Below are 12,340 nucleotides of genomic sequence, written 5' to 3'. Positions count from 1 at the left end.
ACAACCGTGCCGATGGAGAAGCAAAATCATGCCGTCGCAAAGCGTTGCGGCATGCTTGGTCTGGAATTTCCGTACAAACCATATATAGAGGTGCACACGCATTTTGGGGGTCTATTCGGGTCATGCGTCGGATTATTGGTTTATCGCTTGTGCTCGCCTTGGCTGCCCCTCTGGGGGCGCAGGCCGACCTGTTCGCGAACAAGCGGTCGAAGTCATTCAAATCACAGACAAAACTTCTCGATACGCGGGCGCGTAGTCAGTATAACGCCTCGGTGCGGTTGCAGCCACCAACAGTGCATACACCCACGAAATGGGGCAGCAGCCCGAAATCCTATCGTGGCAAGTACCGCGGGCCATACCTGAGCATGGCTAAGGCCGCGGCTCAACGGCATGGCGTGCCAACCGACTTGTTCTTACGGCTGGTGCAGCAAGAATCGGGCTGGAAAGTGTCAGCCAAATCGCACAAGGGCGCGATCGGGTTGGCGCAGCTGATGCCCGGGACCGCACGGAAACTGGGTGTAAACCCCCATGACCCATATGAAAACCTGGATGGTGGTGCACGCTACTTAAAACAGCAATACCGCAAGTTCGGGTCGTGGCGGCTGGCGTTAGCAGCCTACAACGCCGGGCCCGGTGCGGTGACGAAATACGGTGGGGTTCCACCCTACAAGGAAACTCGCAATTACGTGAAAATTATCTGGGGCAGCTAATCCTGACACTGAATGCGAAAAGGCCGGGCGATTGACCCGGCCTTTTTGCTGTTACCGCCGCTCGATGTCAGACGTCACTCAGTTCTTTGGCGTGCATCCACTCGGCGTGTTTTGGTGCCTTCTTTGTGCGGCTCCATTCCTCGAGCATTTCCCATTTCACGGCGTCGAGCTTTTCAAGCATCGCATCTTCCTTGGGGTCCGGGCAGGCGAGTTCGATACGGTGGCCGTTGGGGTCAAAGAAATAAATCGAGTGGAAAATCGAATGGTCGGTCACGCCCAGAACTTCGACTCCCTTGGCCTCGAGATGTTCTTTGAATTCAATAAGTTCAGCGTGGTCCTTCACCTTGAAGGCGATATGCTGCACCCAGATCGGCGTGTTCGGATCACGGCCCATTTCCGGCTTGGTCGGCAGTTCGAAAAACGCCAGCACGTTACCCATGCCGGCATCCATGAAGATATGCATGTAGGGGTCGGGTTCGTGGGTCGAGGGCACGTGGTCCTCGGCAATGGCCAGGATGAAATCCATGCCCAGCATGTCGCGATACCATTCGACGGTTTCCTTGGCGTCCTTGCAACGATAGGCGACGTGGTGAATCTGTTCGATCTTCATTTGTGGCGCTCCTTTTTCAAATGTTGTTGAGGTGTTAAAAGTTACAAATGTAACCATCAAGGAGAAAATCGACTGTACACCACCTGGCCGTGACGCTCATTGGCAACAGCCAACCTGCAAATGCAGTGGGTTAATTGCTAGTAGGTTGTTCATAGATTGCGAGATGGATAGCCCTATCGCGGAAAAGTTGAGAGGATACTAAGTTGAAAAACGTTATCGGTTTACTGGTTGTTTCTTCGCTGGCGCTTAGCGCCTGTGCCGGACGCAAGCCAAATCCAGTAGAAATTGTTCAAGACGGCGACGCGAAACTGTCCTGCAAGGAACTTCGTCAAGAAATTTCCGTGAACAACGCGGCCATCCTCAAGTTGGTCGACGAGAAGAAGAAGAAACAAGGTGACAACGTCGCGGCGGGTGTCGTTGGGGGGCTCATCTTTTTCCCGGCCCTGTTCTTTATGGACGTGAAAGGGGCTGCTGGTGAAGAAGCCCGTGCATATCAACGCCGCAATGAAGGGTTGTTAAAGAGGTACGAACACAGACGGTGTTCACCAAAAATCATCGTGGCATCGCCAGAGGAAATTGAGGCTGCCAAAGCCAAGGAAGACGATGAATAACGCCGGCCATCGGTAAGATGTGAGGCGGCCGATTTGGCCGCCTCATTTTCATTCTGCCGCTTCGGCAAGCTTAATGACTGGCTCCATTTCCTTGAGCGCGTCGTCATCCAAGTGGCATTTGATTTGATGCCCTTCCGAGAGTTGCCGAACTGGCGGCACTTCGCTTTCACACAGACCGCCAGCAACTTTGTCTTTCCATTTGCAACGTGTTTGGAAAGGGCAGCCCGGGGGCGGGTTCATAGCCGACGGAATATCGCCTTCGAGAACGATGTGTTTTTTCTCGATGGAGGTGTCGGCGATGGGAACGGCCGAGAGAAGCGCTTCGGTGTAGGGGTGGTAAGGTGGCGCGAAGACCTCGTCAGTCGAGCCCAGCTCAACCACGTGGCCCAGGTACATCACCATGACCCGGTCGCTGAGATAGCGCACGATGGACAGGTCATGGCTGATGAAGAGAAGGGTGGTTTTCTCTTCGCGCTGAATCTCCATCAACAGGTCGGTTACAGCCGCCTGAACCGATACGTCAAGCGCGCTAACTGGTTCGTCGGCTACAACAATCCGCGCCCCGCCAGCAAAGGCGCGGGCGATGCCAACACGCTGTTTCTGTCCGCCTGAAAGCTGCCGTGGCATGCGTTCTGCGAATGCACGAGGCAGTTTTACCAGGTCGAGAAGCTTCAACATCCGGTCCTTCCGGTCAGCGTCGCTGTCGCCGATGTCGAAAATCTCCAGCGCCCGAATGATTTGACGGCCCACGGTCATTGATGGGTTTAGCGTATCGAATGGGTTCTGGAACACCATCTGGATGTCAGCCACCGTCTGGGTGTCGCGGTCCTCGATTGGCACCGCCTCAATGCTGTTGCCATCAAGTTCGATGACCCCGTCCGTGGCAGTTTCCAGCCCCATCAGCACCTTGGCGAATGTCGACTTGCCACAGCCGGATTCTCCCACAATGGCAAGGGTTTCGCTTTCGTGGGCTTCGAAACTGAGGGTCTCGTTGGCTTTGACCACGCGTTTCTCACCCCCGCCAAAGAGGGCGTTGGCGGCGACCTCATAGTATTTCTTGAGATTGTCCATCTTGAGAACGACCTTGCCGATCTCGCCTTTTTTCTTGGTTTCAGCAAGTTCGAGCGGTGCGTTCCAATCGATTTCTTGGAACCTCAGGCAGCGGGTTTCGTGATCGTCGCTACCGTCACCGGCGGGATACATCGGGATAAACTCCTGATCGCAGAGACCGCCTTCGAAATAGTCGCAGCGTGGCCCGAAATTACACCCCTGAGGACGCTCATGTGGTAGTGGGAAGTTGCCCGGAATGGCGATCAGTGGGCGCGAGTTCTTGTCGGCACCCGGAAGCGGGATCGAGCGGAAAAGAGCTTGCGTATAAGGGTGTTGCATCTTGTTGAACACGGTATCGATGTCACCGCGTTCGACCGCCTCGCCGGAATACATCACGCAGATCCGGTCGCAGGTTTCCAGAATCAGGCCAAGGTTGTGTGAGATGAACAGCATCGAAGTGCCGTATTTTTTTCCGAGGTCCTTGACCAGTTCCACAACGGCGGCCTCAACGGTCACGTCAAGCGCAGTGGTCGGCTCATCGAGGATCAGCAATGAAGGCTTTGACATCAAGGCCATAGCGATCACGATCCGTTGCTGTTGACCGCCGGAAAGTTGGTGCGGGAAGCTTTTCAGCATCCGCTCGGGGTCGGGGAGTTTCACGTCCGTGACCACTTCGAGCGCGCGTTGATAGGCCTCGTGTTCGCTGACCCCTTCGTGAATCATCGGCACTTCCATCAGCTGTTTGCCGATCCGCATGGCGGGGTTCAAAGAGGCCATAGGTTCTTGATAAATCATGGCAATTTCGTTGCCACGTATATCGCGGAGTTCTTCGGGCGACATGTGTTCCATGTCGCGCCCCTTAAACTTTATCGATCCGCCGACGATGCGGCCGTTTTTGCCCAGATCGCGCATGACGCCGAGCGCCACGGTGGATTTACCGCAACCGGATTCACCAACCAAACCAACAGCTTCACCCGGAGCCACTTTGACCGAAAAGTCCATCACAGCGGGAATTTCCCGCAGTCGGGTGAAGAAGGAAATCGACAGTTTGTCGATCTCAAGGATGGGGCCGGTGTAGTCGTGTATCTTCGACATTAACTTTCTCCTTTCACGCGTTTCGACAGTGTATGGAATCCGTCTGGTTTCCGTCTGGCATCTGTCGGGCGCCGAGAGAGGGTCTCGGCGCCAGCGCGTTTTGTTACCTTACCGTTCGCGTAGCTCATGGATCATCAATCCTTGAGCGATTCTTCACGCAGGCCGTCGGCCAGCAGGTTCAGACCCAGAACCAGGGTCAGAAGCGCAAAGGCAGGCGGCAGGGCAGGGTGAGGATAGACCGAAAGCAGTTTCCGGCCCGAGTTGATGGTCGACCCCCAGTCGGGGCTTTCCGATTCAAGACCAAGTCCAAAAAAGCCAAGGGTTCCGAGGAGGATCGTGGTGTAACCGATCCGTAGGCAGAAATCGACGATCAGCGGTCCACGAGCATTGGGCAGGATTTCCCAAAGCATGATGTACCACGGGCGCTCGCCGCGTGTCTGGGCGGCGGCGACATAGTCGCGGGTCTGGATGTCCAACACCAGGCCACGCACGATCCGGAACACGGTGGGCGAGTTGACGAAGACCACCGAGACGAACACGACAAGGATGCCGGGGTCGATCTCGAAGAGGTCCAGTGGCCACCAGCCCATCTTCGAATCCTGGGCGTCCGAGTTGATGACCGACATGTAGACCAAGATCGCCGGGATCAGCACGATCGCCATCCATTTCATGTTCTTGTTTGGCTCGGTTCTGAATCGCGAGTGGATCAGGATGGCCAAGAAGATCACTGGGAACACGAACAGGAACATGGCCATGTATTGTGGCAGGCCAGTTGCGCGGATTTCCGGTGTCACCAGCAGAAAGAACAACAGGATCACCGGAAAGGCCAGGATCAGGTTGGCGACAAAGCTGAGGGTCGCATCGAGCTTCTTGCCGAAATACCCGGCAGGAAGGCCCAGCGTGATGCCGACCATGAAGGCAAAAAGAGTCGCCATCGGGGCAATCACAATTACGATCGAGCTGCCTTTGACCATGCGGGTAAAGACGTCCCGGGCCAAGAGGTCACCTCCCAGAAGGTAGTAGGGATAAACCCCTTCCTCGTAACTGCGCATCGGGGTGCCGGGCACTTTGTTCTTGAGCCCAGATACCTGATCCAGAGCGCCATGTGTGGCGATCATGTCAAAGGCTCCGGCAAACAGTGCGGTGAACACCCAGAACATGACGAGGCCGAAGCCGATCATCCCGATCACGTTGTCAAACAGCTTGCCATAAAGACCGAGCTTGCGCTTGAAGTGGATCGATACGGCAAAGAGCACGACAAGCGCCGCAATGACCGGCCAGAACCGAACTACGATCGACGCCAAAATACCCCGTGTCTGGATCGTGCGGACGAATTTCTCGCGCGCCAGGTCCTCGGACGGGGGCATTGCGTTTTCGTCAAGACCGGCAAGATATTCCTTGTAGCCAGAACCTTGGAACAAAAGCGTCACTACCAGCCAAAGAACGATCAAGGCGCCGACCACATAGACGGCGTATTTGAACACTGTGCCCATGAAGGCGGCAGGATCGTCAAAGAACGTGTCCAGGAAGTAGGCCAACATCGCGGCGAAGAGACCCAGCAGTGCAATGCCGATCAGTATGTTGCGTAGGGTGGTCATCGACATGCCACCGCCGCTGCCCGACATGGCTGCGTAGACATACATAAAGCCGACGATCAGCAAGAGAAGAACGGCGACACCATTGAACAGCGAGAAGCTGGCCCGCGGGGACGAGTTGGTAAAGGCCAGGAGCGCGGCGCCAAGCCCCGTCACAACGGCCAGAGTGATTGCCACCATCATTAGGGGGGCGATAGTTGCGCCGTAAGCGCCAAACCAGGTAAGCGGTTCCATTGCCAGCCCTCCCTTATGAAATGCGGATACGCGGGTTCAGGAACACATAGCCGATGTCAGAAATCAGCTGTGTGATCAGAACGACCACGACCGAGACAACCGAAACCCCAAGCAGGAGTTCGATGTCGTTGTTGCTTGCCGCCTGAACCAGGGTCCAGCCGAAGCCCTTGTAGTTGAATAGCGTCTCGACAATGACGACGCCGTTCAGAAGCCAGGGTATCTGAAGCATGATGACGGTGAAGGGCGCGATGAGTGCGTTGCGAAGCGCGTGTTTCATCACGATGTTGCGGAAGCTGACGCCTTTCAGGCGGGCGGTCCGGATGTATTGAGCGGTCATCACCTCGGCCATCGAGGCCCGCGTCATCCGGGCGATATAGCCCATGCCGTACAGAGAAATGGTCAGAACCGGCAGGAAGAAATTGTTGAAATTCGCCGACTTCATTGCGCTTGTTGCGGTGCCCTTGAACAGGGTTTTGCCCTCGATCAGCCCGGCCTCGGCCAGCATCGGAGAAAGCCCGTATTTCGAACTCGCCAGCAATGCGATGAAAATCACACCCGAGACGTATTCCGGCGTCGCCGTGGTAGCGATTGACATGGTCGAGAGCGTGCGGTCGGTGCGCGAACCTTCGCGCATCCCGGCCAACACGCCGACGATCAGGGCCGATGGGACCATCAGCAGCATGACCCAGAGCATCAGCTTGCCGGTAAGTCCCAGCCGGACGCCAATGATCGCGCCGACCTCGTCCTTGAACACGGATGAAAAGCCCCAGTACCCTTGGAGAATGCCGCAATAACGGCCTGCTTTCTCGGGGTCGACTCCGGGATAGATGCAGCGCCCGGTAACGGCCCCTTCGGCATCAGTGTGTCGGTAAGAGGGAACCACGCCCAGCCATTCGGCATATTTCTTGGGTGTGGATTGCAGGTATCCGCCCTTTTCCAGCCACGAGGCCACGGCTTCGTCCGACATGCGGAAGTTGCCCTGGGTCTTGGCCAGTTTTTCAAGGTTCGGATAGAGGTTGGTGAGGAAGAAGACGATGTACGTCAGGCATAAAGCCGTCAGTATCATCACGCCCACCCGGCGTAGAATAAAGAGTCCCATGGTTGCCCCTGTTGGTGGCATGGCGGCCAGATTCTTAGGCCTGCCTGTTTTCGGCGGATTGTTGTTTTCGTCCCGCCGGAAGGAAAGGGCGCGCCGATGTGGCGCGCCCTGTTAGTATTTGCAGATCAGGCCTTCGAGTGCCACTTGTAGATCTGCGGCAGGTAGGCGATGTGCATGTCGCAGCCGCCCACGTTGTCGTTGTAGTGACGATAGAGCGAACGCCAGTACGGTTGGATCGTCACACCGTCTTCGACCAGGATCGCCTGACACTTAGCCGCAACCGCGCGGCGCGCATCGGCATCCGCAATCGCATTGGCCTCGGCCAGCAGCGCGTCGAACTCGGGGTTTTCATAACCGAACTCGTTCCAGGCTTCACCCGAACGGTAGGCCAGACCCCAGACCTGGGTGGCCAGCGGACGGTGGTTCCAGTTGGTCGAGCTGAAGGGATACTTGGCCCAGTCGTTCCAGAACGTCGAACCGGGAAGGATCGTCCGTTTGACCTTGATGCCTGCGTCGCGCAGCTGAGCCGCCACCGCGTCGGTGGTGTTCTTGCGCCAGTCATCGTCGATCGAGTGCAGTTCGATCTCCTTGTCGGCCATACCGGCGGCTTTCCACAGCTCGGCCGCTTTGGCCGGGTCATGCGGCAGACGACCGACGTTCGGGTCGGTTTCCGGGTGGACCGGAGCAGCATGGTGGTTGTCGGCCGCGATACCGTTGTTCGAGTTCCCGAGTTCCAGGCAGATCGCGTTGTCGACCGCCATTGAAATGGCCTGACGCGCACGTTTGTCGCCGTAAAGAAGATTGCCATCTTCGTCTTTGGCGTGCTGGTTGGGGCGGATCACGATGGTCGAACCGGTCGCGATTTCCGACTTGTTCCAACCCAGACCGTCCATAATGTCGACATAGTCTCCCACGGTTTCCCAGAAGATGTCGACCTCTTCGGCTTCGGCACCAGCGACCCAGGCTGCCGGATCGGTGCCATAGTCGATGCATTCGATGGTGTCGAGATAGAAGCCACCTTCTTCGAACGCGGTGTCACCCCACCAGGCGTGGTCGGTCTTTTTCATCACGGCCTTGACGCCAACCTCGACACTATCGACTTTCATCGGGCCGGTGCCGACGAGCGCCTCATAGCCTGCGGCGGGGTCGATATCTTTGTGCACGACCGCAGCCGGGTAGTCAGCCATGCCCGGGATGATGGTGATGTCTGGGGTCGAGCAGGTCAGGATAACCTTGTTGCCGTCCACTTTAATCGCGCCGTCGCGGGCCTTGCCCGAGTCCGCGTCGATCAGCGAAGCCATACGGCCGGCCATCGAGTTGCCTTCGACCGACTTGTCGCACCAGCCTTCGATGTTACGAGCAACATCTTCGGCAGTGAAGTCGTCGCCGTTGTTCCACTTGACGCCCTGACGGACATGCAGAGTGTAAACGGTTGCATCTTCGTTGACGTCCCAGCCTTCGACCAACATGCCGCGGAAGGTACCGTCGTTGTTGTACTCGACCATGTATTCCAGCGTGCCAGCGGCGACGAAGGCAATTTGGGTCCAGTCAAATGTGCGTGGATCCTTGAATGCGCGAACTTCCATTTGAATGCGAGCTGTGCCGCCGCGCTTAACTCCATGCGAGCCGGCATGGGCAGGGGTTTCGAGTCCTAGAAGGCCATAGGCGCCTGCGGCGGACACACCAAGAGCGGTGGTGCGCGTCAGAAACTCACGACGGCTGAGTTTGCCCGCCTTAACTTCTTCAGCGTGCATCAGAGCTGCCTTGTGGACCGGTTTCGAATTCTCGGTGATTTGCGTCATCTTGTTCTCCCTGTGACACGGTAGACATTATTCATTCGTATCTGGGGCAGAGGCGAGGCATCCCCGCTCGCAATACTCTCCCCCAATATTGCGAGGACCATTCCCGCATGTTTACCCCCGTGCCGTCAACGGTGGGTTTCGGCATTTCGGATCAAAAAAACGACACTTTCGGGGTCGTAAACCGACAATGGCGTCAGTTTTGAAGGCGCGTAGCGGTTTTATGAGAAACGGGTGCGAGCCGTTGAAAATGCACAAAAATTATTGTGACAGGTACGGCTTAGGCTGAAGAGTCGCGTCTGCGGGGGGCATCGATACGCAACCGCGTGGGTGAGGCGGCGGTCTGATTCTGTACGAAACGGGTGAAATGCGAAGCGCTGCGAAATCCAAGATATGCAGCGATCCGACCGATTTTGTACGAGCTGTCGGCGAGCAGTCGGCGTGTTTCATGCAAGACCCGCCCGGTGAGGAGGTTTGAGGCACTTTGACCGCTGGCATGTTTGCAGGCGCGGCTGAGATGGCCCGGGGTCACGTCGAGCTGCTCGGCGAACCAGGACATCGGCTTGCCATTGCGAAATTCGCGCACAATCAAGCGGGCAAACCGCTGGGACAGGCGTTGGTCTGCGCGCAGGTCGGGTAAAGGGGGCGCCACCAGACTGGTGCGGCGTAGCCAAACCGAAATCAGTATCGCGTAAGCACGAGCAGCCTGGGCGTGAAAATCAAGGCCACGTTGCTGCTCGCGCATCATATCATCCAGCAATGTCGTCAATTCGGATTGAGTTTGAGCGGATGGCACCCGTATCCCGTGGGCATGCTGGGGCAACGGGATGTCAGCTCCAACCGGGATCGACAGCATCGTTCCAAAAAGCGGTCCGGTAACGCTCATCGAAAAGAGAGTTTCGGCCGGAACAAAGATCGCCATATTCGGCGATGCCGCAAGTTGTATCCCATCCATCATCATTTGTCCGTGGCCTCGTGCCAGCCAAATGAGCCGGGCGTAATCAGTGCTGTGGGGCAGGGACATTCTCCAGCTTTCGCCACCAGAGATCCGGGCCAGAGGGTGCGTGCGTGGAATGTCGTCGTTCATTTTAATATTGTACGGAATGTGACAGGAATTGCGTTGGACATCGCCAAGTATTGTCCAAAAATGATGTAAATCGTCAAGCCGCCTGCAGGGCGTTCCATTCCTTCATCCGCGCCCGGAACCAGGTGCGTTGGCGCTTGGCGTATTGGCGCGTGGCGATGATGGCGGCATCGCGGGCCTGATTCAGGGACAGTTCGCCGCGCAGATGGGCAATGAGTTCGGGTGCACCGATGGCGCGAGACGACGGGTGGTTCGGGTCCCAGTGGGCCAGGTTGGCCCGCGCTTCGTCAAGGGCGCCAGCATCGAGCATCAGATCGAAACGCCGTTCGATCCGCGGGGTCAGCCATTCCTTGGGGGCGTCGATCACCAAGGGGGTGATGGCGGAGAGAGGCAGCCTTGGCGGCGGCGTGTCATCCTGCCAGTCCGCCAGCCCGCGACCTGTGGCACGCTGCACCTCCCAGGCGCGTTGCACGCGCATCCGGTTCAATCGGTCGATGCGGTCGGCGGTCTCGGGATCCAGCGCAGCCAGCATCTCTTCGCGGCCAAGCGTATCGGCGTGGGCGCGGATATCCGGCGGCGTCGGAGGGATCTGGGCGAGACCTTCGGTTAGGGCGGTGAAGTAGAGCCCGGTCCCGCCGACGATGATCGGACGGGTCGTTGACAGGTAGGAATCTAAATCACGCAGCCAGTGGCCGACGGAATAGTCGACATCTGCGGGGACGTGGCCGTAAAGCGCATGGGGCGCTCGGATCAAGTCTTCATGCGGTGGGCGGGCGGTCAGAATTTGCCAGTTGGCAAAGACCTGCAGCGCGTCGGCGTTGATGATGGTTCCGCCTTGTGTCTCGGCTATCTCCAGCGCAAGCGCGGATTTACCGCTGGCGGTGGGGCCGGCGATCAGCACCGGGCGGTCGGCAGGGATGTCGTCAAGGTTGATCATGCCTTGGGCTTGCCCGATCCGGGATTTACGCGCAAGGCCGCAATGCGTTGCCGAAAGCCGATTGAAACCGGCGCCGATTTCCGACATCTTGCGGCAAATTTCACAAAGCTGCCCAGATGGAGTATGCCATGAGCGATCCCGCCGCGCCCGAAACCGAGACCACGTTCAAACGTGTGATGTTGAAAATATCGGGTGAGGCGCTGATGGGGGATCAGGGCTATGGGCTGCATCCGCCCACGGTTCAGCGAATCGCTGAAGAGGTGAAATCGGTCCACGATATGGGGGTCGAGATCTGCATGGTGATTGGTGGCGGCAACATTTTCCGTGGCCTTCAGGGCAGTGCGCAGGGGATGGAGCGGACGACTGCTGATTACATGGGGATGCTGGCAACAGTAATGAATGCTCTAGGTATGCAGGCGGCGTTGGAATCGCTGGGCGTGTTCACACGGGTTATTTCGGCGATCCCGATGGACCAGGTTTGCGAGCCTTACATTCGCCGCCGTGCGGTGCGGCATTTGGAAAAGAAGCGGGTCTGCATTTTTGCTGCAGGCACCGGAAATCCTTATTTCACCACCGATACCGCGGCGACGCTGCGGGCCAGCGAGATGGCCTGCGAAGCGATTTTCAAGGGCACCAAGGTGGACGGGGTTTATAACAAGGATCCAGTGGGCAACCCGGATGCGGTACGGTATGACAAGATCAGCTATGATGACGTGTTGACCAAGCACCTGAAGGTGATGGATGCCAGTGCCATAGCGTTGGCGCGCGACAACAGCCTGCCGATCATCGTCTTCTCGCTGGATGAACCGGGCGGGTTCCGTGGCATCCTGGCCGGGAAAGGCACCTATACAACGGTGGGCGGATAGGGCAAAACGGTCGCCGGAAGCCCGCATAAGACCAGGGGAGAGCAAAACATGTCCAACGAAGAATTCATGCTGGATACCGATGATCTGGAACGTCGGATGACGGGGGCGATGGGTGCGCTGAGGACCGAGTTTGCCTCGCTTCGGACAGGTCGGGCCAGTGCTTCGATGCTGGATCCGGTGACGGTAGATGCCTATGGCGCACAGACACCGCTGAATCAGGTGGGTACCGTGAACGTGCCCGAACCGCGCATGGTGACGATCAACGTGTGGGACAAGTCGCTGGTCGGCGCCGTGGAAAAAGCCATCATGAACAGCGGCTTGGGGATCAATCCGCAAACCAACGGCACGATCGTGATGCTGCCCATTCCAGAATTGAACGAGGAGCGCCGCCGCGAGTTGACCCGGGTCGCTGCGCAATATGCTGAAAGCGCACGCGTTGCGATCCGTCATGTCCGTCATAACGGCATGGAACAAATCAAGAAGCACAAGGACGACATGAGCGAGGACGATCAGCGGTTCTGGCATGACGAAGTCCAGGGGCTGACCGACAAGTTCGTCAAGCTGGTCGACGAGGCGCTGGAGCACAAGCAAGAAGAAATCATGCAGGTGTAAGCCGCGTCTGGGAGACCGTCCTGAGGGCGGTTTCAGCC

The 12,340-nt window shown here is 57.5% G+C and carries 11 protein-coding genes; 4 read left to right on the top strand and 7 right to left on the bottom strand.

Annotation, left to right across the window (positions count from 1 at the left end; all coding sequences use genetic code 11):
- The first annotated feature begins 122 nt into the window (after positions 1-122).
- Positions 123-710: a lytic transglycosylase domain-containing protein gene (locus RXV86_RS20575; protein WP_316302414.1), complete on the top strand. Its 588-nt coding sequence runs from the start codon at positions 123-125 to the stop codon at positions 708-710.
- 67 nt (positions 711-777) lie between these two features.
- Here the strand turns inward: RXV86_RS20575 and RXV86_RS20570 are convergent, their stop codons facing one another.
- Positions 778-1,320 carry a VOC family protein gene (locus RXV86_RS20570; RefSeq protein WP_316302413.1) on the bottom strand — a complete coding sequence of 181 codons (543 nt, stop codon included), beginning with the start codon at positions 1,318-1,320 and terminating at the stop codon, positions 778-780.
- 203 nt (positions 1,321-1,523) lie between these two features.
- Between RXV86_RS20570 and RXV86_RS20565 the strand changes: the two genes are divergently transcribed.
- Positions 1,524-1,931 carry a hypothetical protein gene (locus RXV86_RS20565; RefSeq protein WP_316302412.1) on the top strand — a complete coding sequence of 136 codons (408 nt, stop codon included), beginning with the start codon at positions 1,524-1,526 and terminating at the stop codon, positions 1,929-1,931.
- A gap of 48 nt (positions 1,932-1,979) precedes the next feature.
- Here RXV86_RS20565 and RXV86_RS20560 read toward each other — a convergent pair whose 3' ends face one another.
- The 6 genes from RXV86_RS20560 to miaA form a co-directional block, all read right to left on the bottom strand.
- Entirely contained in the window at positions 1,980-4,076 is a 2,097-nt protein-coding gene (locus RXV86_RS20560) for an ABC transporter ATP-binding protein (protein ID WP_316302411.1), read from the bottom strand.
- 134 nt (positions 4,077-4,210) lie between these two features.
- Positions 4,211-5,905, bottom strand: a complete 1,695-nt coding sequence (locus tag RXV86_RS20555) for an ABC transporter permease (protein WP_316302410.1) — start codon at positions 5,903-5,905, stop codon at positions 4,211-4,213.
- Between the two features lie 13 nt (positions 5,906-5,918).
- The gene (locus tag RXV86_RS20550; protein WP_316302409.1) at positions 5,919-7,004 is read right to left on the bottom strand and encodes an ABC transporter permease; all 1,086 of its coding nucleotides are present in this window, start codon (positions 7,002-7,004) and stop codon (positions 5,919-5,921) included.
- A gap of 125 nt (positions 7,005-7,129) precedes the next feature.
- Positions 7,130-8,806: an ABC transporter substrate-binding protein gene (locus RXV86_RS20545; protein WP_316302408.1), complete on the bottom strand. Its 1,677-nt coding sequence runs from the start codon at positions 8,804-8,806 to the stop codon at positions 7,130-7,132.
- A gap of 277 nt (positions 8,807-9,083) precedes the next feature.
- Positions 9,084-9,890, bottom strand: a complete 807-nt coding sequence (locus RXV86_RS20540; RefSeq protein WP_316302407.1) for an AraC family transcriptional regulator — start codon at positions 9,888-9,890, stop codon at positions 9,084-9,086.
- Between the two features lie 73 nt (positions 9,891-9,963).
- Positions 9,964-10,824 carry a tRNA (adenosine(37)-N6)-dimethylallyltransferase MiaA gene (miaA, locus tag RXV86_RS20535; protein ID WP_316302406.1) on the bottom strand — a complete coding sequence of 287 codons (861 nt, stop codon included), beginning with the start codon at positions 10,822-10,824 and terminating at the stop codon, positions 9,964-9,966.
- A 128-nt stretch (positions 10,825-10,952) separates the two neighbouring features.
- Here miaA and pyrH point away from each other — a divergent pair, with 128 nt between their 5' ends.
- Together pyrH and frr are read left to right on the top strand one after the other, a co-directional pair.
- Complete coding sequence (gene pyrH, locus RXV86_RS20530) at positions 10,953-11,690, top strand: UMP kinase (protein ID WP_316302405.1); 738 nt, start codon at positions 10,953-10,955, stop codon at positions 11,688-11,690.
- 48 nt (positions 11,691-11,738) lie between these two features.
- On the top strand, positions 11,739-12,302 hold the full coding sequence (frr, locus tag RXV86_RS20525; protein WP_316302404.1) for a ribosome recycling factor: 564 nt from the start codon (positions 11,739-11,741) through the stop codon (positions 12,300-12,302).
- The last annotated feature ends 38 nt before the right edge of the window (positions 12,303-12,340 follow it).

The organism is Aliisedimentitalea sp. MJ-SS2 (assembly GCF_032586155.1).
Classification (GTDB): Bacteria; Pseudomonadota; Alphaproteobacteria; order Rhodobacterales; family Rhodobacteraceae; genus JAWHTC01.
The sequence above is the reverse complement of the archived record's forward strand: the minus strand, read 5'-3'. Positions and strand labels throughout refer to the sequence as shown.

Excerpts from the sequence above, each read along its gene's own strand:
- RXV86_RS20555 (WP_316302410.1), bottom strand. The coding sequence starts at position 5,905 with ATGGAACCGCTTACCTGGTTTGGCGCTTACGGCGCAACTATCGCCCCC.
- frr (WP_316302404.1), top strand. The coding sequence starts at position 11,739 with ATGTCCAACGAAGAATTCATGCTGGATACCGATGATCTGGAACGTCGG.
- RXV86_RS20570 (WP_316302413.1), bottom strand. The coding sequence starts at position 1,320 with ATGAAGATCGAACAGATTCACCACGTCGCCTATCGTTGCAAGGACGCC.
- RXV86_RS20550 (WP_316302409.1), bottom strand. The coding sequence starts at position 7,004 with ATGGGACTCTTTATTCTACGCCGGGTGGGCGTGATGATACTGACGGCT.
- RXV86_RS20560 (WP_316302411.1), bottom strand. The coding sequence starts at position 4,076 with ATGTCGAAGATACACGACTACACCGGCCCCATCCTTGAGATCGACAAA.
- RXV86_RS20545 (WP_316302408.1), bottom strand. The coding sequence starts at position 8,806 with ATGACGCAAATCACCGAGAATTCGAAACCGGTCCACAAGGCAGCTCTG.
- pyrH (WP_316302405.1), top strand. The coding sequence starts at position 10,953 with ATGAGCGATCCCGCCGCGCCCGAAACCGAGACCACGTTCAAACGTGTG.
- RXV86_RS20575 (WP_316302414.1), top strand. The coding sequence starts at position 123 with ATGCGTCGGATTATTGGTTTATCGCTTGTGCTCGCCTTGGCTGCCCCT.
- miaA (WP_316302406.1), bottom strand. The coding sequence starts at position 10,824 with ATGATCAACCTTGACGACATCCCTGCCGACCGCCCGGTGCTGATCGCC.
- RXV86_RS20540 (WP_316302407.1), bottom strand. The coding sequence starts at position 9,890 with ATGAACGACGACATTCCACGCACGCACCCTCTGGCCCGGATCTCTGGT.